This window comes from Pseudomonas putida, assembly GCF_002741075.1.
GTDB classification, from domain to species: domain Bacteria; phylum Pseudomonadota; class Gammaproteobacteria; order Pseudomonadales; family Pseudomonadaceae; genus Aquipseudomonas; species Aquipseudomonas putida_T.
This window is the reverse complement of the sequence record NZ_CP016634.1, coordinates 3,330,599-3,348,877: the sequence shown is the minus strand read 5'-3', so window position 1 is coordinate 3,348,877 and position 18,279 is coordinate 3,330,599. Positions and strand designations below refer to the sequence as shown.

At 62.8% G+C, this 18,279-nt stretch carries 20 protein-coding genes; 3 read left to right on the top strand and 17 right to left on the bottom strand.

The features are described from left to right. Window positions 1–55 precede the first annotated feature (55 nt). The 14 genes from IEC33019_RS15720 to ccoN (IEC33019_RS15650) form a co-directional block, all read right to left on the bottom strand. The gene (locus IEC33019_RS15720; RefSeq protein ID WP_070092087.1) at window positions 56–739 is read right to left on the bottom strand and encodes a sulfite exporter TauE/SafE family protein; all 684 of its coding nucleotides are present in this window, start codon (window positions 737–739) and stop codon (window positions 56–58) included. Further along, on the bottom strand, window positions 732–944 hold the full coding sequence (gene ccoS, locus IEC33019_RS15715; RefSeq protein WP_070092086.1) for a cbb3-type cytochrome oxidase assembly protein CcoS: 213 nt from the start codon (window positions 942–944) through the stop codon (window positions 732–734). Before ccoS ends, IEC33019_RS15720 begins: the two co-directional genes overlap by 8 nt. Further along, window positions 923–3,394, bottom strand: a complete 2,472-nt coding sequence (locus IEC33019_RS15710; RefSeq protein WP_070092085.1) for a heavy metal translocating P-type ATPase — start codon at window positions 3,392–3,394, stop codon at window positions 923–925. Before IEC33019_RS15710 ends, ccoS begins: the two co-directional genes overlap by 22 nt. Before the next feature lie 65 nt (window positions 3,395–3,459). Further along, window positions 3,460–3,990, bottom strand: a complete 531-nt coding sequence (locus IEC33019_RS15705; RefSeq protein WP_070092084.1) for a FixH family protein — start codon at window positions 3,988–3,990, stop codon at window positions 3,460–3,462. A 14-nt stretch (window positions 3,991–4,004) separates the two neighbouring features. Continuing rightward, window positions 4,005–5,420 carry a cytochrome c oxidase accessory protein CcoG gene (ccoG, locus tag IEC33019_RS15700; RefSeq protein ID WP_070092137.1) on the bottom strand — a complete coding sequence of 472 codons (1,416 nt, stop codon included), beginning with the start codon at window positions 5,418–5,420 and terminating at the stop codon, window positions 4,005–4,007. A 212-nt stretch (window positions 5,421–5,632) separates the two neighbouring features. Then, window positions 5,633–6,562 carry a metallophosphoesterase family protein gene (locus tag IEC33019_RS15695; RefSeq protein ID WP_157765894.1) on the bottom strand — a complete coding sequence of 310 codons (930 nt, stop codon included), beginning with the start codon at window positions 6,560–6,562 and terminating at the stop codon, window positions 5,633–5,635. Between the two features lie 237 nt (window positions 6,563–6,799). Further along, a complete protein-coding gene (gene ccoP / locus IEC33019_RS15690; RefSeq protein WP_070092082.1) occupies window positions 6,800–7,780 on the bottom strand; it encodes a cytochrome-c oxidase, cbb3-type subunit III in 981 nt (326 codons plus the stop codon). Beyond that, complete coding sequence (locus IEC33019_RS15685) at window positions 7,777–7,974, bottom strand: CcoQ/FixQ family Cbb3-type cytochrome c oxidase assembly chaperone (RefSeq protein ID WP_070092136.1); 198 nt, start codon at window positions 7,972–7,974, stop codon at window positions 7,777–7,779. The genes ccoP (IEC33019_RS15690) and IEC33019_RS15685 overlap by 4 nt, the downstream gene beginning before the upstream one ends. Before the next feature lie 5 nt (window positions 7,975–7,979). After that, on the bottom strand, window positions 7,980–8,588 hold the full coding sequence (gene ccoO, locus IEC33019_RS15680; RefSeq protein ID WP_043212301.1) for a cytochrome-c oxidase, cbb3-type subunit II: 609 nt from the start codon (window positions 8,586–8,588) through the stop codon (window positions 7,980–7,982). After that, window positions 8,588–10,030, bottom strand: a complete 1,443-nt coding sequence (gene ccoN, locus IEC33019_RS15675) for a cytochrome-c oxidase, cbb3-type subunit I (RefSeq protein WP_070092081.1) — start codon at window positions 10,028–10,030, stop codon at window positions 8,588–8,590. The genes ccoO (IEC33019_RS15680) and ccoN (IEC33019_RS15675) overlap by 1 nt, the downstream gene beginning before the upstream one ends. A 513-nt stretch (window positions 10,031–10,543) precedes the next feature. Continuing rightward, window positions 10,544–11,485, bottom strand: a complete 942-nt coding sequence (gene ccoP, locus IEC33019_RS15665; protein WP_070092080.1) for a cytochrome-c oxidase, cbb3-type subunit III — start codon at window positions 11,483–11,485, stop codon at window positions 10,544–10,546. Beyond that, entirely contained in the window at window positions 11,485–11,673 is a 189-nt protein-coding gene (locus IEC33019_RS15660) for a cbb3-type cytochrome oxidase subunit 3 (RefSeq protein ID WP_043212339.1), read from the bottom strand. The genes ccoP (IEC33019_RS15665) and IEC33019_RS15660 overlap by 1 nt, the downstream gene beginning before the upstream one ends. 8 nt (window positions 11,674–11,681) lie before the next feature. Further along, entirely contained in the window at window positions 11,682–12,290 is a 609-nt protein-coding gene (gene ccoO / locus IEC33019_RS15655) for a cytochrome-c oxidase, cbb3-type subunit II (protein ID WP_070092079.1), read from the bottom strand. A gap of 13 nt (window positions 12,291–12,303) precedes the next feature. Then, the gene (ccoN, locus tag IEC33019_RS15650; RefSeq protein ID WP_070092078.1) at window positions 12,304–13,728 is read right to left on the bottom strand and encodes a cytochrome-c oxidase, cbb3-type subunit I; all 1,425 of its coding nucleotides are present in this window, start codon (window positions 13,726–13,728) and stop codon (window positions 12,304–12,306) included. Between the two features lie 49 nt (window positions 13,729–13,777). Here ccoN (IEC33019_RS15650) and IEC33019_RS15645 point away from each other — a divergent pair, with 49 nt between their 5' ends. After that, complete coding sequence (locus tag IEC33019_RS15645) at window positions 13,778–14,470, top strand: alpha/beta family hydrolase (protein ID WP_070092135.1); 693 nt, start codon at window positions 13,778–13,780, stop codon at window positions 14,468–14,470. 167 nt (window positions 14,471–14,637) lie between these two features. Here IEC33019_RS15645 and IEC33019_RS15640 read toward each other — a convergent pair whose 3' ends face one another. Then, a complete protein-coding gene (locus IEC33019_RS15640) occupies window positions 14,638–14,922 on the bottom strand; it encodes a pyrimidine/purine nucleoside phosphorylase (protein ID WP_043212311.1) in 285 nt (94 codons plus the stop codon). A 74-nt stretch (window positions 14,923–14,996) separates the two neighbouring features. Beyond that, the gene (locus IEC33019_RS15635) at window positions 14,997–15,548 is read right to left on the bottom strand and encodes an exonuclease domain-containing protein (protein WP_070092077.1); all 552 of its coding nucleotides are present in this window, start codon (window positions 15,546–15,548) and stop codon (window positions 14,997–14,999) included. Window positions 15,549–15,725: 177 nt separating this feature from the next. Between IEC33019_RS15635 and IEC33019_RS15630 the strand changes: the two genes are divergently transcribed. Beyond that, window positions 15,726–16,529 (top strand): substrate-binding periplasmic protein, encoded by an 804-nt coding sequence (locus IEC33019_RS15630; RefSeq protein ID WP_070092076.1) that lies wholly within the window; start codon window positions 15,726–15,728, stop codon window positions 16,527–16,529. Window positions 16,530–16,592: 63 nt separating this feature from the next. Beyond that, on the top strand, window positions 16,593–17,606 hold the full coding sequence (locus IEC33019_RS15625; RefSeq protein ID WP_070092134.1) for a GNAT family N-acetyltransferase: 1,014 nt from the start codon (window positions 16,593–16,595) through the stop codon (window positions 17,604–17,606). 106 nt (window positions 17,607–17,712) lie between these two features. Here IEC33019_RS15625 and IEC33019_RS15620 read toward each other — a convergent pair whose 3' ends face one another. Continuing rightward, window positions 17,713–18,240, bottom strand: coding sequence for an RNA polymerase factor sigma-70 (locus IEC33019_RS15620; RefSeq protein ID WP_070092075.1), 528 nt, complete (start codon window positions 18,238–18,240; stop codon window positions 17,713–17,715). Window positions 18,241–18,279 lie beyond the last annotated feature (39 nt).

Sequence of the window (18,279 nt, the reverse complement as noted above, 5' to 3'; positions counted from 1 at the left end):
ACCCGTCTTGATTTGCATCAACGGGGTCTGAATGCGCTGGCGGGGCGGTGCCGCGTCAGTGCCCCATCAACCAATGCTGATGCGGCCCTGGCAGGGTCCACAGGCCGAACAGGATCACCAGCACCCCCCCGGCCATGCGCACACCGCGCCGACGCAGCAGGGCGCCGATGCGTTCGGCGGCCAGCCCCGTGGCCACCAGGACCGGCCAGGTGCCGATGCCGAACGCCAGCATCAGTGCTGCGCTATGAGTGGCATTGCCCTGGCTGGCAGCCCACAACAAGGTACTGTAGACCAGGCCGCATGGCAGCCAGCCCCAGAGGGCACCGAGCAGCAGGGCTCGGGGCAGGCTGGAGACCGGCAGCAGGCGGGTGGCCAAGGGCTGGATGTGGCGCCACAAGCCGCGGCCCACTGCTTCGATACGAGTCAGGCCGCTCCACCAGCCAGCCAGGTATAGCCCCATGGCGATCAGCAACAGTGCGGCGACCACTCGCAGGCCTTGGGCCAGAGGGCTGCTGGCCAGCGCCACGCCGGCCAGGCCAAGCAACAGGCCGGCGGTGGCGTAGCTCAGCACACGTCCCAGGTTGTAGGCCAGCAGAAGGCGCAGGCGACGATTGCGTTGCTCCGGGGGGATGGCCAGCGTGAGGGCGCCCATCAGGCCGCCGCACATGCCCAAACAGTGCCCGCCGCCGAGCAGGCCGAGGACCAGTGCCGAGCCGAGCAATGGAAGCAGGTCAGGCACGGGCGGGCGGATCCTTGTCGTCGGGCTGGCTGTCGTCGGGTTTGACCGCGGCCTGGTGGCGGGGGTCCTGGTCGTCGAACAGGATGCTATGGGCGGGGCTGTCGAGGTCGTCGTATTGGCCGCTGTCCACTGCCCAGAAGAAGATGTACACGGCCACGCCGACGATCAGCAGGGCCGCGGGGATCATGACGTAGAGGGCGGGCATAGCGGTTTCCTTTCGGTCGCGGGCGTCTCGCCCGCAGGCAGGCTCGCGGCTCTGGGCCGGGTCAGGCGCAGGGCATTGAGCACCACGATCAGCGAACTGACCGACATGCCGATGGCCGCCCAGACGGGCGTGATCCAGCCGAGGGCGGCGAACGGCAGCATGAGGCCATTATACAGGGTCGCCCAGAGCAGATTCTCGATGATATTGCGGCGCGTGCGCCGGGCCAGGTCGAAGGCTTGCACCAACGCATTCAGGCGGTTGGACAGCAGCACCGCGTCGGCGCAGGTCTTGGCCAGGTCAGTGGCCGAGCCCATGGCGATGCTGATGTCGGCGGCGGCCAGCACCGGCACGTCGTTGACCCCGTCGCCCAGCATCAGCACCTTGTGGCCCTGTGCCTGCAGCGCCTTGAGTCGCTCCAGCTTGTCGTCCGGGCGCAGGCCGCCAATGGCCTGGTCGATGCCCAGTTGCGCGGCCACTTCGGTGACCATCGGCGAGCTGTCGCCCGACAGCAGCAGGGTCTGCCAGCCGCGGGCTTTGCAGGCGGTGAGCAGGGCGGGTGCGTCATCGCGCAACCGATCATCCAGGCCGAACCAGGCCAGCGGGCCTTGGTGATCGCCCAGCAGGAGCCACTGGCCACGGGCCTCTGGCACCGGCGGTATCTCTGCGCCGCTCAACGCGCAGACGAACGTGGCCTGGCCGATACGCAACTGCTGCCCGTCGAAGCGCCCTTCCAGGCCGAGCCCAGGCACGGTCTGCACATCCTCGGCTGGTTGCGCGGTGCGACCGAAGGCGCGGGCGATGGGATGCTCGGAGCGGTTCTCCAGCGCGGCGGCCAGCGCCAGGCAGCGATCGGCAGAAAGCGCGCCCAGCGGGTGGATGCTGCGTAGCGCCAGGCGGCCCTCGGTGAGAGTGCCAGTCTTGTCGAAGATCACCGTGTCGACCTGGTTCAGCCCTTCCAGCACATGGCCACGCGTCACCAGCAGGCCCAGTTTGTGCAGGGTGCCAGTGGCGGCGGTCAGGGCCGTCGGCGTGGCCAGCGAGAGCGCGCAAGGGCAGGTTGCTACCAGCATGGCCAGGACGATCCAAAAGGCCCGCGCGGCGTCGAGTTGCCACCACAGCAGGCCGATGGCCGCGCTGGCTACCAACGTGAACAGCAAGAACCACTGCGAGGCGCGGTCGGCGATTTCGGCCAGGCGCGGTTTTTCCGACTGGGCCCGCTCCAGCAGGCGGACGATGGCCGAGAGGCGGGAGGCCTGCCCCAGCGCTTCGACTTCCACGGTCAGAGGGCTTTCAACGTTCAGCGTACCGCCGGTGACCCGGTCGCCGACCTGGCGCGCGAGCGGCAGGTATTCTCCGGTGAGCAGGGATTCGTCGACGCTGGAGCAGCCATCGACGATGCGACCGTCTGCGGGGATCACCGCGCCAGGCAATACCTGGACCCGGTCACCCTGATTGAGCTCGCCCAACAGGATGCGCTCGGCGTTTCCGGCGCCATCCAGACGCAAGCAGGAGGCGGGCAGGAGGTTGACGAGTTGAGCGGTGGCCGCTGCCGTGCGCTCTCGGGCGCGGCGTTCCAGATAGCGGCCGGTGAGCAGGAACAGCGCGAACATGCCCACGGTGTCGAAATACAGCTCGCCGCTGCCGGTGATCGCAGTCCAGATGCCGGCGCCATAGGCCAGGGCGATGGCCAGCGACACCGAGACGTCCATGGTGAGATGGCGTGTGCGCAGGTCGCGGGCAGCCCCTTTGAAGAACGGCGCGCAGCTGTAGAACACGATCGGAGTGGTCAGGAACAGCGCGACCCAGCGCAGGATGGTGTGCAGCTCGGGGCTCAGGTCGATGTTGAATTCCGGCCAGGTGGCCATGGTTGCCATCATCGCCTGGAACCACAGCAGGCCCGCCACGCCGAGGCGGCGCAGGGCACTGCGGTTTTCCTGGGCGAGGCGTTCGGCGGCCTGGTCCGGCTGGTAGGGATGGGCGGCGTAGCCGATCTGGCGCAGTTCGGACAGCAGATGAGAAAGGGCCAGTTGACGGTCGTCCCAGGTCACCAGCAGGCGATGATTGGACAGGTTCAGGCGTGCTTCGGTGACGCCGGCCAGGTTGCGCAGGTGCTTTTCGATCAGCCAGCCGCAGGCGGCGCAACTGATGCCTTCGATCATCAGCGTGGCTTCGGACAACTCGCCCTGGTGGCGCACGAAGGTCTGTTGCACATCGGTGCGATCGTACAGCGCCAACTCATCCTGCAATTGGCGCGGCAGGGCTTCGGGGTTGGCGCTGGTGTCACTGCGGTGCTGGTAGTAGTGCTCCAGGCCGCCCGCGACGATCGACTCGGCCACCGCCTGGCAGCCGGGGCAGCAGAACTGACGCGACTCGCCCAGGACCACCGCGGTGAAGCGGCTGCCGGCGGGGACGGGGAGAGCGCAGTGGTAGCAGGGGGTGGGTTGGGTCATGTTGGCGCGGTCTTAATGTCTTGTGCCGCGAAAGGGGCGCAAAGCGCCCCCAATCATGCGACGGTTCATTCTTGGTGCTCGGCACCCTGCAGGGCTTCGTCACCCAGTTCCAGGGTTACACCATGGGCGACCTTCTCCTCCTCGAACAGGCGCCAGACGTGGCCATCCTCGCTGCCCAGCAACTCGACGAAACGCCGGCCTTCGACCCGGTCATCGAGCTGGCCGAGATAGCGGCCGGGTTCGCTGCGGGCCAGCTGGACCTTGCGGTCCTTGTCGGGTTGGGTGGGCGAGATCAGGTTCAACTCCAGCGTCTGCGGGGCGCTGTTGCCGATCAGACGTACGTCGACTTCGCCGGTCAGCTCGTCCAGATGGACGCTGGCCTTGAGGTTGAGGGTCTGGGCCAGCAGCTCACGATCCAGGGAGCGGTTGATCCCCTTGCCGGCCTCGTAGTAGTTGTCGTTCACCAGGTTGTCGGGGTTGCGCACGGCGATGCTGACCATGGTCAGGCTCAGGCACACCGAGGTGGTCAGGATGCCGATGATGATCCAGGGCCAAAGGTGCTTGTACCAAGGGCTGTCGGCGGTTGCGGCAGGCATTGTCGAGTTCTCTCTCAGCGGATTTGCGGGCCGATGAAACGGCTCTTGGCTTCAACCTGGGTGGCGCTTTGATCGGCGTCCTTGAGGATGAAGGTGATTTCGTTGGTGGTCGAGGGTAGTTGCTCGGGCGCGACCGACAACTGCACCGGCAGGCTGACGATATCGCCGGCAGCAACGCGGATCTCGCGATGGCCTTCGAGCTGCAGGCCAGGCAGGCCGGTAGCGTCGAGCACATAGACATGATCACGCTGATCCTTGTTCATGACCTTGAGGCTGTACACGTTCTCGATCCGCCCTTGGGCGTTTTCGCGGTACAGCACCCGGTCCTTGCTGACATCGAAGCCCACCAGCGAACGGGTGGCGAAGGCGGTGGCGAGCAGGCCGATCATCACCAGCAGCACCACGGCATAACCGATCAGGCGCGGGCGCAGCATGTGGGTCTTCTGCCCGGACAGGTTGTGTTCGGTGGTGTAGCTGATCAGCCCTTTTGGATAGTCCATCTTTTCCATGATGTTGTCGCAGGCGTCGATGCAGGCCGCGCAGCCGATGCATTCGATCTGCAGACCATCGCGGATGTCGATGCCAGTGGGGCAGACCTGCACGCACATGGTGCAGTCGATGCAGTCGCCCAGGCCCTTGGCCTTGTAGTCGATGTCCTTCTTGCGTGGGCCACGGGTCTCACCGCGGCGTGGGTCGTAGGAGACGATCAGGGTGTCCTTGTCGAACATCACGCTCTGGAAGCGGGCATAGGGACACATGTACACGCACACCTGCTCACGCAGCCAGCCGGCATTGCCGTAGGTGGCCAAGGTGAAGAACGCGACCCAGAAATAGGCCCAGCCATCGGCTTGGCCAGTGAAGAATTCGCTGACCAGTTCACGAATGGGCGAGAAGTAGCCGACGAAGGTCATGCCGGTGACGAAACCGATCAGCAGCCACAGGCTGTGTTTGGCAGCCTTGCGCAGGAACTTGTTGGTGCTCATTGGCGCCTTGTCGAGCTTCATGCGCTGGTTGCGGTCACCCTCGGTGACCTTCTCGCACCACATGAAGATCCACGTCCAGACACTCTGCGGACAGGTGTAGCCGCACCATACGCGGCCTGCGAAGACGGTGATGAAGAACAGGCCGAAGGCCGACACGATCAGCAGGCCCGAGAGCAGGATGAAGTCCTGCGGCCAGATGGTGGCGCCGAAGATGTAGAACTTGCGCTCGGGCAGGTTCCACCATACGGCCTGGTGGTCGCCCCAGTTCAGCCACACGGTGCCGAAGTAGAGCAGGAACAGGATCGCCCCGCCGACCATGCGCAGCCTGCGGAACAGGCCGGTGAAGGCACGGGTGTAGATTTTTTCCCGGGAGGCGTAGAGGTCGACGGATTCCTTGCCTTTCTTGGCGGGCGGGGTGACGTCATGTACCGGAATTTGCTTGCTCATCATCATGTCCCACGGCAGTGGAAAAACGCTGCGGCCAGTGCATGCCGGCCGCGTTTGTTACCAGTCAGGTGTCTGGGAGCATGATACGCCCGTCATGGCACCTGGGGTGTGGCTGCGGCGTTAAGTCGCATTGGGTTGTATTCGATTATCGTGTATTGGGGCTCGCCTTGACGCAGGTCAATTGACAAGGCGTGCCCGCCGCAGGCAAGTGTCTATGCCCGATACAGCCTCAGGTGCCTCAGGGTTTCGGCTTGGGGCCAGTCGTTGTTCCTTACACATTTGATGGTCAACCCTTGAGCGTCGTTGTCCAGCTCGGCCAGCAGATAGGTTCGCTGGGAGGCCGAGCCACTCAGGAACACCGGCACCACGCCATATTGCCTGTTGGAGCGATACCAGCCTCCGGCTTCTGTGTGATAGTGGCCACCGAATACGGCGTTGACCTGGCAGTGGTTGATCATGTCCCTGAAGTGCATCAGGTCCTCCTCGGTGCCATCCCAATCGTCTGGTTGATGCAGGTTGAGCAGGATGATCTGGCCGTTCTCATAGGCTTCCTTCAATTGCCCCTCCAGCCAGCCCAGCGCGTCGGTGACGCTGAACTTATGGCGGTGCTCGAAGGGCCATGCCCATCCACTGTCGAAGTCCACGCGATAGGTTGGCTCATTGTTCAGCTGGATCAGGCGAACCCGACCGAAACTGATGCTATACCCCAGGCTGCCGCTATAGCTGGTCTGCTTGTAGCTGCCGGAGGTCGCGACATCCATCGTGTCCACGAGCCCTCGGTGATGGTCGATCAGATCTATCACACTGTCCCTGGGCCCGCCGTTGTTGAATGAGCCCCCGGACTCATCGGTGACATTGTTCCTGTAGTCATGGTTACCCAGGCCGAAGTAGTAGTTCTCTTGCAGGTGGCGCTCGATGATCGGGTAGAGGACTTTGCGTTGCCAGCCGTGCCCGTAGGCAGTCATGTCGCCATTGATCATCACTGGGACGCCTGTACCGCCAAAGCTGTTGCGGTAGCTCGCAATGCTGGCGTACTGCTCGTGGATCAAGGCTTGTGACGTTTCGTTGCGTTCGGCGTTGCTTTCATAATCGCCGTAGTCGGAAGCGGGCGTCCATGGGTACTGTGGATCGGATGCGAACACGAACGCTCTGGGTGTTGGGCGGTTGCCATAGCGGCCAGGCTGTTTTGGGGGTAGGGCTACGGGATAGGTGGGGTAGGTCATTTCGTAAATCCTCTGGGTAAGTCAGGCTTGGTGCCTGTTCACCAGAGAATTTCCCAGTGCCTTGCCCTTCGGAATCCGGTAGCGCTTCCTCCTATCAATCCTGCCAGCCCAGAAAAAAGCGACCCCGGTGTTGATCGCCGGGGCCGCTCGTTTTGGTCACTCTGCTTTCTGCTGCTCGGCGTCCTGGTGCGAAAGGCTGTAGACATAGGCCGCCAGCAGGTGGACCTTGTCGTTGCCCTGCATCTGCGCCTGGGCCGGCATCTGGCCTTGGCGGCCATAGCGGATGGTCTGCTGCAGCTGGGCGAAGCTCGAACCGTAGATGAACGCCTGCGGATGCGTCAGGTTAGGCGCGCCCATCGCTGGGGTGCCTTTGCCTTCGGGACCGTGGCAGGCCACGCAGTTGGCGGCGAAGAGCTTCTGGCCATTGGCCGGGTCGGCCTTGGCGCCTTCGGGCAGCGTGCGGCCATCGAGGTTGGTCAGGACGAAGGCGGCGACATCGGCCACGCCTTGCTCGCCCAACACCTCAGCCCAAGCCGGCATGACGCCGTGGCGACCATTCATGATGGTGGTCTTGATGGTCTCCGGCTCCCCGCCCCAGCGCCAGTCGTTGTCGGTCAGGTTGGGGAAGCCGTAGGCGCCCTTGGCATCGGAGCCATGGCACACCGAGCAGTTGGAGGCGAACAGGCGGCCCCCCATCTTCAGTGCCTGCGGATCCTTGGCGACTTCTTCGACCGGCATGGCGGCGAACTTGGCGAAGATCGGCCCGAAGCGGGCGTCGGCCTTGGCCATTTCCTTTTCCCACTCGTGCACGCCGGTCCAGCCGGCCTGGCCGTTGGAGAACTCGGTCTGTTTTTCGGTATCCAGGTACTGGTAGCCAGGCAGGATGCCTTTCCAGTTACCCAGGCCCGGATACAGCACCAGGTAGCCCAGGGCGAACACGATGGTGCCGACGAACAACCAGAACCACCACTTGGGCAGCGGGTTGTCGTATTCCTCGATACCGTCGAAGGCATGGCCGACGGTCTCGTCGGTGATTTCCTCGCGCTGGCCCTTGCGGGTGGAGAGCAACAGCCAGGTCAGGGAAAAGATGGTGCCCAGGGTCAGGACGGTGACGTACAGACTCCAGAAGGTTGTCATTGTTCTTTGCTCCTAGAAGCTTTCGCTTGCGCTTGCTCGACGTGCCGGCTGGCTTCGGGATCATCGGCGAACGGCAACTGGGTTGCCTCGTCGAACTCCTTCTTGCGCCGTGGGTTGAACACCCACAGCGCCAGGCCTACGAAGGCGACCATCACCACGACGGTGCCCAGGCCGCGAATCATCCCGATATCCATCAGTGTCACCGCTTGCTCTTGATGATGGTGCCGAGGCCTTGCAGGTACGCCACGAGGGCGTCCATCTCGGTCTTGCCCTTGACCGCGTCGCGGGCGCCGGCAATGTCCTCGTCGGTGTAGGGCACGCCCAGGGTGCGCAGGACTTCCATTTTCTTCGGCGTGTCCTTGCCATCGAGCTTGTTCTCCACCAGCCAAGGGTAGGAGGGCATCTTAGACTCGGGCACGACGTTGCGCGGGTTGTACAGGTGCGCGCGGTGCCAGTCATCGGAGTAGCGCCCGCCCACACGTGCCAGGTCTGGACCGGTACGCTTGGAGCCCCACAGGAACGGGTGGTCCCACACGCTCTCGCCGGCCACCGAGTAGTGACCGTAGCGCTCGGTCTCGGCACGGAACGGACGGATCATCTGCGAGTGGCAGCCAACGCAGCCTTCGCGGATGTAGATGTCGCGGCCCTCGAGCTCCAGCGCGGTGCGGGGCTTCATGCCTTCGACCGGCTTGTTGGTGACGTCCTGGAAGAACAGCGGGACGATCTGGGTCAGGCCGCCGATGCTGACGGCGATGACCATGAAGAAGGCCAGCAGGCCAATATTCTTCTCGACTGCTTCGTGCTTCATCAGTGAGCTCCCACGACGACGATCTTGGCGGCTTCCTCAGCTTCGGCCGGCTTCGAGGCGCGGACGGTGCGGTAGACGTTGTAGGCCATCAGCAGCATGCCGGAGGCGAAGAACGCACCGCCCAAGGCGCGGACGATGTAGCCCGGGTGGCTGGCCTGGAGGGCTTCGACGAAGGAGTAGGTGAGGGTGCCGTCGTCGTTGATGGCGCGCCACATCAGGCCCTGGGTGATGCCGTTGACCCACATCGAGGCGATGTACAGCACGGTACCGATGGTTGCCAGCCAGAAGTGCGCGTTGATCAGGCCGACGCTGTGCATCTGCTGGCGGCCATAGACCTTCGGAATCATGTGGTACAGCGAACCGATGGAGATCATTGCGACCCAGCCGAGGGCACCGGCATGGACGTGGCCGATGGTCCAGTCGGTATAGTGCGACAGCGAGTTGACGGTCTTGATGGCCATCATCGGGCCTTCGAAGGTGGACATGCCATAGAAGGCCAGCGAGACGACCAGGAAGCGCAGGATCGGGTCGGTGCGCAGTTTGTGCCAGGCTCCGGAGAGGGTCATCATGCCGTTGATCATGCCGCCCCAGCTCGGTGCCAGCAGGATGATCGACATCACCATGCCCAGCGACTGCGCCCAGTCAGGCAGCGCGGTGTAGTGCAGGTGGTGAGGGCCGGCCCAGATGTACAGGGTGATCAGTGCCCAGAAGTGGACGATCGACAGGCGATAGGAGTAGATCGGACGCTCGGCCTGCTTGGGTACGAAGTAGTACATCATCCCCAGGAAACCGGTGGTCAGGAAGAAGCCCACGGCGTTGTGGCCGTACCACCATTGGATCATCGCGTCGGTGGCGCCGGAGTAGGCCGAGTACGACTTGAACAGGCTGACGGGTAGAGACATGTGGTTGACGATGTGCAGCATCGCCGTGACCACGATGAAGCCACCGTAGAACCAGTTGCCGACATAGATGTGCTTGGTCTTGCGCTTGACGATGGTGCCGAAGAACACCAGGCCGTAGGTGACCCAGACGATGGCCAGGAGAATCGCCAGCGGCCACTCGAGCTCGGCGTATTCCTTGGTGGTGGTGTAGCCCATCGGCAGGGTGATCAGCGCGCCGACGATCACCGCCTGCCAACCCCAGAAGGTGAAGGCGGCCATGCTGTCGGAGATCAGCCGAGTCTGGCAGGTGCGCTGCACGACGTAGTAGGAAGTGGCGAACAGCGCGCAACCTCCGAAGGCGAAGATCACCAGGTTGGTGTGCAGCGGGCGAAGGCGGCCGAAGCTCGTCCATGGCAGGTCCAGGTTCAGCTGGGGCCATACCAATTGCGAGGCGATGAAGACGCCGAGCCCCATGCCAAGGATCCCCCAGACCACCGTCATGATGGCGAACTGGCGGACGACCTTATAGTTATAAGCAGTCGGACTGATTGCAGTGCTCATTCTAAGGTTCCACGGTTTTGGGTGTTCTTGTTGGTCGAAAATCGGCGCCAGTATCGATAACCACCAGGGTTATGGCAACGCAAGGATCATGACGCCGACCCGTGTCCAGGCCCTTTCCACCACCGTCCCGCGGTTTAGGGGCTGGATGATTGTACACAAATAAATGTTTGTAATGTGTACTGTTTTTCGCCTTTTTCTGATCGATCGGTCAAGCTTTTTCTGCGGGGCTCCGGCGGGAAGGGACGTTCACCGAAACCTGTGCGATCGACCGTAAAAGCCGTTGCGCGGAGTCAGGCCATGCGCCGCGCCAGGTGGGTTCGCTATAAGCGAGGCCACTGTGGCAACAAGCTTAGTTCTGTTCAGAGGGGGTGCAAGGAGGGATGAGGCTGGGAGGGCGATGGTGGAGCCCTTGACGGACGTCGCTCGTCCTGGTGCTTCGGCGGGATTTTCGCGGGTAAGCCTCCCACAAGGATCGTCGCTGTCCTTGTGGAAGCGGGCTTACCCGCGAAGGTGTTACTTGGCAGTCACGCTCTCGGAGGCAGCATCCTGCGACAGGCTATACACATAGGCGGCCAGCAGATGGACCTTGTCGTTGCCCTGGATTTCACGCTGAGCAGGCATCTGGCCCTGGCGGCCGTAGCGAATGGTCTGCTGCAGCTGGGCGAAGCTCGAGCCGTAGATGAACGCCTGCGGGTGGGTCAGGTTGGGCGCGCCCATCGCTGGGGTGCCTTTGCCTTCTGGGCCGTGGCAGGCCACGCAATTGGCGGCGAAGATTTCCTGGCCCTTGGCCGGATCGGCCTTGGCGCCTTCGGGCAGGGTACGGCCATCGAGGTTGGTCAGCACGAAGGCGGCGACATCGGCCACGCCCTGTTCACCGATCACCTCGGCCCAACCCGGCATCACGCCATGGCGACCTTCCATGATCGAAGCCTTGATGGTCTCCGGCTCCCCGCCCCAGCGCCAGTCCTTGTCGGTCAGGTTGGGGAAGCCGTAGGCACCCTTGGCGTCGGAGCCGTGGCACACCGAGCAGTTGGAGGCGAACAGGCGGCCACCCATTTTCAGTGCCTGTGGGTCCTTGGCCACTTCTTCCACCGGCATGGCGGCAAACTTGGCGAAGATCGGCCCGAACTTGGCATCAGCCTTGTCCATTTCCTTTTGCCATTCGTTGACCTGGGTCCAGCCATTCTCGTAGCCGGGCAGGATGCCTTTCCAATTGCCCAGGCCCGGGTAGAGGATGAGGTAGCCCACCGCGAACACCAGGGTGCCGACGAACAGCCAGAACCACCACTTGGGCAGCGGGTTGTCGTACTCCTCGATGCCATCGAAGCTGTGGCCCATGGTCTGGTCGGTGGTGTTGTTGCTCTGGCCCTTGCGGGTGCCGAGCAGCAGCCAGGTCAGGCCAATGAGGCTGCCGATGGTCAGTACACTGATGTAGGTACTCCAGAAGGTGGTCATTACCGATTATTCCTCATGGCAGGTTCCTGCCCGGCAGGGGGCAGGCGGTCATCGACGAAGGGCAGCAAGCGCGCTTCGGCGAAATCACGGTCGCGGCGGCGGTTGAAGACCCACAGGCTCAGGCCGATGAAGGCGATCATCACCACCAAGGTGCCCAGGCCGCGGATCATGCCGATATCCAGTGACAGTTCCATCGTTACCTCTTGTTCTTGATCGCGGTGCCCAGCACCTGCAGGTAGGCCACCAGGGCGTCCATCTCGGTCTTGCCCTTGACCGCGTCGCGGGCGCCAGCGATGTCTTCGTCGGTGTAGGGCACGCCCAGAGTGCGCAGGGTGCGCATCTTGGTGTCGGTGTGGCTGCTGTCGACCTTTTGCGCGACCAGCCACGGGTAGGACGGCATCTTCGACTCGGGCACGACGTTGCGCGGGTTGTACAGGTGCGCGCGGTGCCAGTCGTCGGAGTAGCGCCCGCCCACACGTGCCAGGTCTGGACCGGTACGCTTGGAGCCCCACAGGAACGGGTGGTCCCACACGCTCTCGCCGGCCACCGAGTAGTGACCGTAGCGCTCGGTCTCGGCACGGAACGGACGGATCATCTGCGAGTGGCAGCCAACGCAGCCTTCGCGGATGTAGATGTCGCGGCCTTCGAGCTGCAGGGCGGTGTAGGGCTTCATGCCTTCGACCGGCTTGTTGGTGACGTCCTGGAAGAACAGCGGGACGATCTGGGTCAGGCCACCGATGCTGACGGCGAACACCATCAGCAATGCCAGCAGGCCTACGTTTTTCTCGATGACTTCATGTTTCATCAGGCGTATCTCCTCAGGCCAACTGGGCGTTCGCAGGGGCGGCGTCGGTGGACGGTACGCGCACGGTGCGCCAGGTGTTCCAGGCCATCAGCAGCATGCCGCTGAGGAAGATCGCGCCGCCGACGAAGCGGACGATGAAGCCAGGGTGGCTGGCCACCAGGGTTTCGACGAAGGAGTAGGTGAGCGTGCCGTCGGCGTTGACCGCGCGCCACATCAGGCCCTGGGCGATGCCGTTGACCCACATCGAGGCGATGTACAGCACGGTGCCGATGGTTGCCAGCCAGAAGTGCGCATTGATCAGGCCGATGCTGTACATGCGCTCCTTACCGAACACCTTCGGAATGGTGTGATACAGCGCGCCGATGGAGATCATCGCGACCCAGCCGAGGGCGCCAGCGTGTACGTGGCCGATGGTCCAGTCGGTGTAGTGGGAGAGGGCGTTGACGGTCTTGATGGCCATCATCGGGCCTTCGAAGGTGGACATGCCGTAGAAGGCCAGCGAGACCACCAGGAAGCGCAGGATCGGGTCGCTGCGCAGTTTGTGCCAGGCTCCGGAGAGGGTCATCATGCCGTTGATCATCCCGCCCCAGCTCGGCGCCAGCAGGATCAGCGACATGATCATGCCCAGCGACTGCGCCCAGTCAGGCAGGGCGGTGTAGTGCAGGTGGTGAGGGCCGGCCCAGATATACAGGGTGATCAGCGCCCAGAAGTGGACGATCGACAGGCGATAGGAATACACCGGGCGCTCGGCCTGCTTGGGCACGTAGTAGTACATCATCCCCAGGAAGCCTGCGGTCAGGAAGAAGCCCACGGCATTGTGGCCATACCACCACTGGACCATCGCATCGGTCGCGCCTGCATAGATCGAGTAGGACTTGGTCAGGCTGACGGGCAGTTCCAGGTTGTTGACGATGTGCAGCATCGCCACGGTCAGGATGAAGCCGCCGTAGAACCAGTTACCGACGTAGATGTGCTTGGTGTTGCGCTTGATCAGCGTACCGAAGAACACCACGGCATAGGCGACCCAGACGATGGTGATCAGGATGTCGATCGGCCATTCCAGTTCGGCGTATTCCTTGGAGCTGGTGAAGCCCAGCGGCAGGCTGATGGCTGCCAGCAGGATCACCAGTTGCCAGCCCCAGAAGGTGAACGCGGCCAAGGCAGGTGCGAACAGGGTGGTCTGGCAGGTGCGTTGCACCGAATAATAGGAAGTGGCGAACAAGGCACAGCCGCCGAAGGCGAAGATCACCGCATTGGTATGCAGCGGTCGCAGGCGGCCGAAGCTGGTCCAGGGAAGGTCGAAGTTGAGGGAAGGCCAGACGAGTTGCGCGGCAATGAAAACGCCGAGCCCCATCCCGACGATTCCCCACACCACCGTCATGATGGCGAATTGGCGGACCACCTTGTAGTTATAGGCGGTACTGCTGGTTGTGTTCATGTATGGGTTCCCATCCACGGTTATAGGCAGGCTAGATAGCGAGGCAAGCATGAGTAATGGGCACATTGCCGGTATTGACGGGGATCAATGGGCGCAGGTGGGAAATGTCCCAGGCTTGCGCTGCGATCCTCCGAGAATTCGGAGGGATCAGGACTACAAGGGCTGCCTGATCCTGGCCCACGGCGCGGGCGCGCCGATGGACAGCGATTTCATGGAAGGCATGGCGCAAAGGCTGGCGGGGCAAGGGGTGGGGGTGATCCGCTTCGAGTTTCCCTACATGGCCCAGCGTCGCGAGGGCGGCGGCAAGCGGCCGCCCAACCCACAGAAGGTGCTGCTTGACTGCTGGCGCGAGGTGTACCGTCAGGTGCGACCATTAGTCGCGGGGCCGTTGGCCGTCGGTGGCAAGTCCATGGGCGGGCGTATGGCAAGCCTGCTGGCTGACGAGTTGGAGGCTGATGCCTTGGTGTGCCTGGGGTATCCGTTCTATGCGGTGGGCAAGCCGGAGAAGCCCCGGGTCGAGCATCTGGCGGGATTGCGCACTCGTACGCTCATTGTCCAAGGGGAGCGGGATGCCCTGGGGAATCGGGAGGCGGTGGCGGGATATGTGTTGTCGCCAGCGATCGAGGTGTGTTGGTTGGCGGCTGCGGATCATGACTTGAAGCCGCTGAAGGCGTCGGGCTTGACGCATGAGGGGCATCTGCAGATGGCGGCTGAGCGGGTTGCTGCGTTTCTGATGAGGTAGTGGTGTTGGTTGTGAGATTTGTGGGCTGATCTGTTTTTGGGGTGACGCTTAGTCACCTTTGCGCCCATGCCTACTTTTGCCCAAGAGCAAAAGTAGGTCGCCGTAAAGGCGAAAAGCGCCAGTGGCGTCACCACCAGAAACGGATAATCACACGACCCAAAAACACCTTAGTCGCGATACTCACACAGGTAAGCCGTATCCACTGCCACCTTCAACTGGAACTTGCTGTCCGCTGGCACATTGAACTGGCTTCCCGCTTTGAAAACCTCCCAGTTATCGCTCCCCGGGAGCTTCACGGTCAGTGCGCCGGACACCACATGCATGATCTCTCGCTTGGCCGTGCCAAACTCATATTCGCCCGGTGCCATGACACCCACGGTAGCCGGACCTTCTTCGCCAGTGAAGGCGATCGACTTGACGGTGCCATCGAAGTACTCATTGACCTTGAACATGGAGCGACTCCTGAAATGAGGGAGGAAAGAAGGCTGGCCAGTATGCCCAAGCCCCAACACCTCGTCATCTGAATTCAAGTGCCGCTGGCCGGCAGGCTCAAGGGAAGCAACCGCGCGGTGTTGCGGGCATCTTCCAGGGCGCGGTGCTGCTGGCCGGTGAACTGCAGGCCCGCCAGTTGCAGGGCGCTGTTGAGCCCCATCGGGCGCTGTAAGTGACGGGCCTTGGCGAAGCGTTGCTTGAGGTTGATATGGGGCAGGGCCTGCAACAGGCTGGTGAGCTGGTGTTGTTTCCATTCCTGCTGCAATTGCTGACGGTCGTAGTCGCCCCAACTGACCCAGGCCTGCAACTGCCCCTGGTGATGGCCGAGCCAGCGCTCGAACTGGGCCCAGACCTCGGTGAAAGTCGCAGCGCCATCGACGCTGGCCTGGGTGATGTGGGTCAGCTCACGGCAGAAGGGGGTCAGTTGCGGCCGCCGCCGAGGCCGTACGAAGCGCTGGAAATGATCGATTTCGCGGCCTTCGCGGGTCACCAGGCTCGCCCCGATTTCAATGATTTCCATCTCCGTGACGGGCCAACCACCGTCATCGGTAGTCGCTTCCAGGTCAATCACCAGCCAATGCCCCATACCGGGCTCCCGTGCAAGACGCAGTACCCTGCGTGGTCGCTAGAGCGTAGCCAATCTCGGGCCCAAGGGCATCCCCTGGCACAATGCTGCTGTTTTGACATCGGCGGAGGTTGTGCCTTGGCGGGAAAACGCCTAGCTTTGCTGGATACATTCGCAAACCGTGATGAGTGTCTGCTTTTGACTCCTATGCCCGGCTCGAAGGCTTTGTCTTCCTTGTTGATGCTCGCCGCAGTGTGGATGGCGGTGCCTGCGTCGGCGCAGGCGGTCGTCGAGGTCAGGGTCGGGGCGGCGCATTTCCCGCCTTATACCGTGCGTCCAGAGCAGGGCGCTGAAAGCGGCCTGTTGCCGCAATTGCTCAAGGCCCTCAACCAGCAACAGCACAGCTACCATTTTGTCCTGGTGCCGACGTCTATACCTCGGCGTTTTGGCGACTTCCAGCAAGGGCGCACGGACATCGCAGTGTTCGAGAACCCCAAATGGGGCTGGGAACAGATTCGCCACGAAAGCGTGGACATGGGCCTGGAAGATGCCGAAGTGTTCGTCGCACGCCAACAGCCCGGGCGAGACCAGCAGTATTTCAGCAGTCTGCAAGACAAGCGCTTGGCGTTGTTCCACGGCTATCACTACGCCTTCGCCGACTTCAACGCCGACCCTCACTACTTGAGTCAAGCCTTCAGTGCCACGTTGACCTATTCCCACGACAGCAACCTGTTGATGGTGCAGCGCGGACGCGTCGACATCGCCCTGGCGACGCGATCGTTTCTGATCGACTTCATGGCGCGAAACCCGGACAGCCGGGGGCAACTGATGGCCTCCGAGCGGATCGATCAGGTCTATCACCACTATGCGCTGGTGCGCCCAGGCGCGCCGATCAATGCCCGGGCATTCGCCGCCTTGCTCGATCGGCTGCGCCAGAGCGGCGAATTGCTGCGCATCTTCCAGCCTTATCGGATCAATGTCGTGACGCCGACTGGCAACTAAATTCCCGAATGCGCGTCACGTCTACCGGATTGAGCCTCCCTTTCAATGCCGTGAGCCATGACCATGCCGTTCGATGCCGATTCGCAGCTTCTTTCCCTGCCGCGTTGGCGCAGCCTCAGCGCCGACGAGGGCGATTGCCGGTTGAGCCTGACCCTGGAGGGGCGCGCGCTGATTCAGGTTCGCCTGACCCCTGGCGAGCCGTTGCACATCCACCTTGAGCAGCTTTGCCCGGAGCGTCCCGCACAAGCACTGTGGGCCGCCTGCTACTGGCTGCTTTGCCGTGATCCGGCGCGTCAGCGCCTGGTCTGGCATTGCCGACAACCCATGAACATGGCGTTGGCCAGCGGCCTGTTGGTACCCGGCGAACAGCCTGGCCAGTACCTGTGCGAGCGGGGGATGTTCTGGCAACTGCCGCAGCCCTGGCTGGGCGAGGCGCAGGCCGGCGTTTACCCGCAGCAGATGTTGATCAGCGACGGCAAGCGCCATCCGCGTCGTGCGCCCAAGCCTCGAGGTGAAGTGTACCGGCGGTTCGATGCGCGATTAGGCGCTTGGGTATCGCTGCGCACGCTTGAGATCGAGCAGGATCTGGAGCGTTTCAATCGTTGGCAGAACGATCCGCGGGTGATGCAGTTCTGGCAGGAGGACGGCACGCTCGAACAGCATCGCCAATACCTGGCCAAGCTTGAGGCCGACCCGCATACCCTGACCTTGATCGGCTGCTTCGATGACCAGCCTTTTGCGTACTTCGAGGCCTATTGGGCCAAGGAAGACCGCATCGCGCCGTTCTACCCGGTGGACGACTACGACCGAGGGGTCCATATGCTGGTGGGCGAGCAGGCCCATCGCGGCCCGCACAAGGTGGCCAGCTGGCTATCGGCACTGGTGCACTATCTGTTCCTGGACGACCCGCGGACCCAGCGGGTGGTTGCCGAACCGCGCGCCGACAACGGCAAGATGATCGGCTACTTGCACGACCAGTGCTTCCATTGTGAGAAAGAGTTCGATTTTCCGCACAAGCGGGCGGCATTGATGATCCTGGGGCGGGAGCGGTTCTTCGATCGTTGTCCGTTGGCTTGAGGTGACCTGCCGCATCGCGGCGCTATCTTCGCGGGTGCAGCGGTGTTATTGAGAGCACCGCAGACCCCGTGGGAGCGGGGTCACCCGCGAAAATAACGCATGGGTTTCAAGCCTGGCGCCCGTGCTTGCGGCAGTGGATCAGGGCATCGCGGATCATGAAGTTGACCAGCGTCGGCGAGACGCCCAGTTCCTTGGCGATGTCTTTCTGCGGCACGCCATGCAGGCGATACATCTCGAAGGCATAGCGGGTGCGCTGGGGCAGCTCGCCCAGGGCATCGGCGATATGTTCGAGGGTGGCGAGATTGATGTGGGTGGCCTCGGGCGAGGCGTTCTGCAGGACGACGTTGAGGCCTTCTTCTTCGCTGCCGGAGTACTTCAGCTCCATGGCCTGCTTGCGGTAATGATCGATGGCCAGGTTGCGCACGATCTGAAACAGGTAGCTGAGCTGGGCCTTGAACGATGAGGTGATCTGCGGCGCGGCGCTGAGTCGGAAGAAGGCATCCTGGACCACATCCTCGGCGCGCGAACGGCAGCCAGTGATGCGGGCAGCGATCTTGACCAGGATGCTGCGGTTGTCGACGAAGGCCTGGAGCAGTGGTGAATCGCACTTTCTTGTGGATAGTTGTTCCGCCATGGAAATCACCTGGTCTTGGAGGGAGAGAGGATTACGTCT

What these genes read in the sequence shown, in the direction of transcription:
- ccoN (WP_070092081.1), bottom strand. Translation starts at nt 10,030, where the DNA reads ATGAGCACTGCAATCAGTCCGACTGCTTATAACTATAAGGTCGTCCGC.
- ccoO (WP_043212301.1), bottom strand. Translation starts at nt 8,588, where the DNA reads ATGAAGCACGAAGCAGTCGAGAAGAATATTGGCCTGCTGGCCTTCTTC.
- IEC33019_RS15640 (WP_043212311.1), bottom strand. Translation starts at nt 14,922, where the DNA reads ATGTTCAAGGTCAATGAGTACTTCGATGGCACCGTCAAGTCGATCGCC.
- ccoN (WP_070092078.1), bottom strand. Translation starts at nt 13,728, where the DNA reads ATGAACACAACCAGCAGTACCGCCTATAACTACAAGGTGGTCCGCCAA.
- IEC33019_RS15625 (WP_070092134.1), top strand. Translation starts at nt 16,593, where the DNA reads ATGCCGTTCGATGCCGATTCGCAGCTTCTTTCCCTGCCGCGTTGGCGC.
- IEC33019_RS15705 (WP_070092084.1), bottom strand. Translation starts at nt 3,990, where the DNA reads ATGCCTGCCGCAACCGCCGACAGCCCTTGGTACAAGCACCTTTGGCCC.
- ccoS (WP_070092086.1), bottom strand. Translation starts at nt 944, where the DNA reads ATGCCCGCCCTCTACGTCATGATCCCCGCGGCCCTGCTGATCGTCGGC.
- ccoO (WP_070092079.1), bottom strand. Translation starts at nt 12,290, where the DNA reads ATGAAACATGAAGTCATCGAGAAAAACGTAGGCCTGCTGGCATTGCTG.
- ccoP (WP_070092080.1), bottom strand. Translation starts at nt 11,485, where the DNA reads ATGACCACCTTCTGGAGTACCTACATCAGTGTACTGACCATCGGCAGC.
- IEC33019_RS15645 (WP_070092135.1), top strand. Translation starts at nt 13,778, where the DNA reads ATGAGTAATGGGCACATTGCCGGTATTGACGGGGATCAATGGGCGCAG.
- IEC33019_RS15685 (WP_070092136.1), bottom strand. Translation starts at nt 7,974, where the DNA reads ATGGATATCGGGATGATTCGCGGCCTGGGCACCGTCGTGGTGATGGTC.
- IEC33019_RS15620 (WP_070092075.1), bottom strand. Translation starts at nt 18,240, where the DNA reads ATGGCGGAACAACTATCCACAAGAAAGTGCGATTCACCACTGCTCCAG.
- ccoP (WP_070092082.1), bottom strand. Translation starts at nt 7,780, where the DNA reads ATGACAACCTTCTGGAGTCTGTACGTCACCGTCCTGACCCTGGGCACC.
- IEC33019_RS15635 (WP_070092077.1), bottom strand. Translation starts at nt 15,548, where the DNA reads ATGGGGCATTGGCTGGTGATTGACCTGGAAGCGACTACCGATGACGGT.
- IEC33019_RS15710 (WP_070092085.1), bottom strand. Translation starts at nt 3,394, where the DNA reads ATGACCCAACCCACCCCCTGCTACCACTGCGCTCTCCCCGTCCCCGCC.
- ccoG (WP_070092137.1), bottom strand. Translation starts at nt 5,420, where the DNA reads ATGAGCAAGCAAATTCCGGTACATGACGTCACCCCGCCCGCCAAGAAA.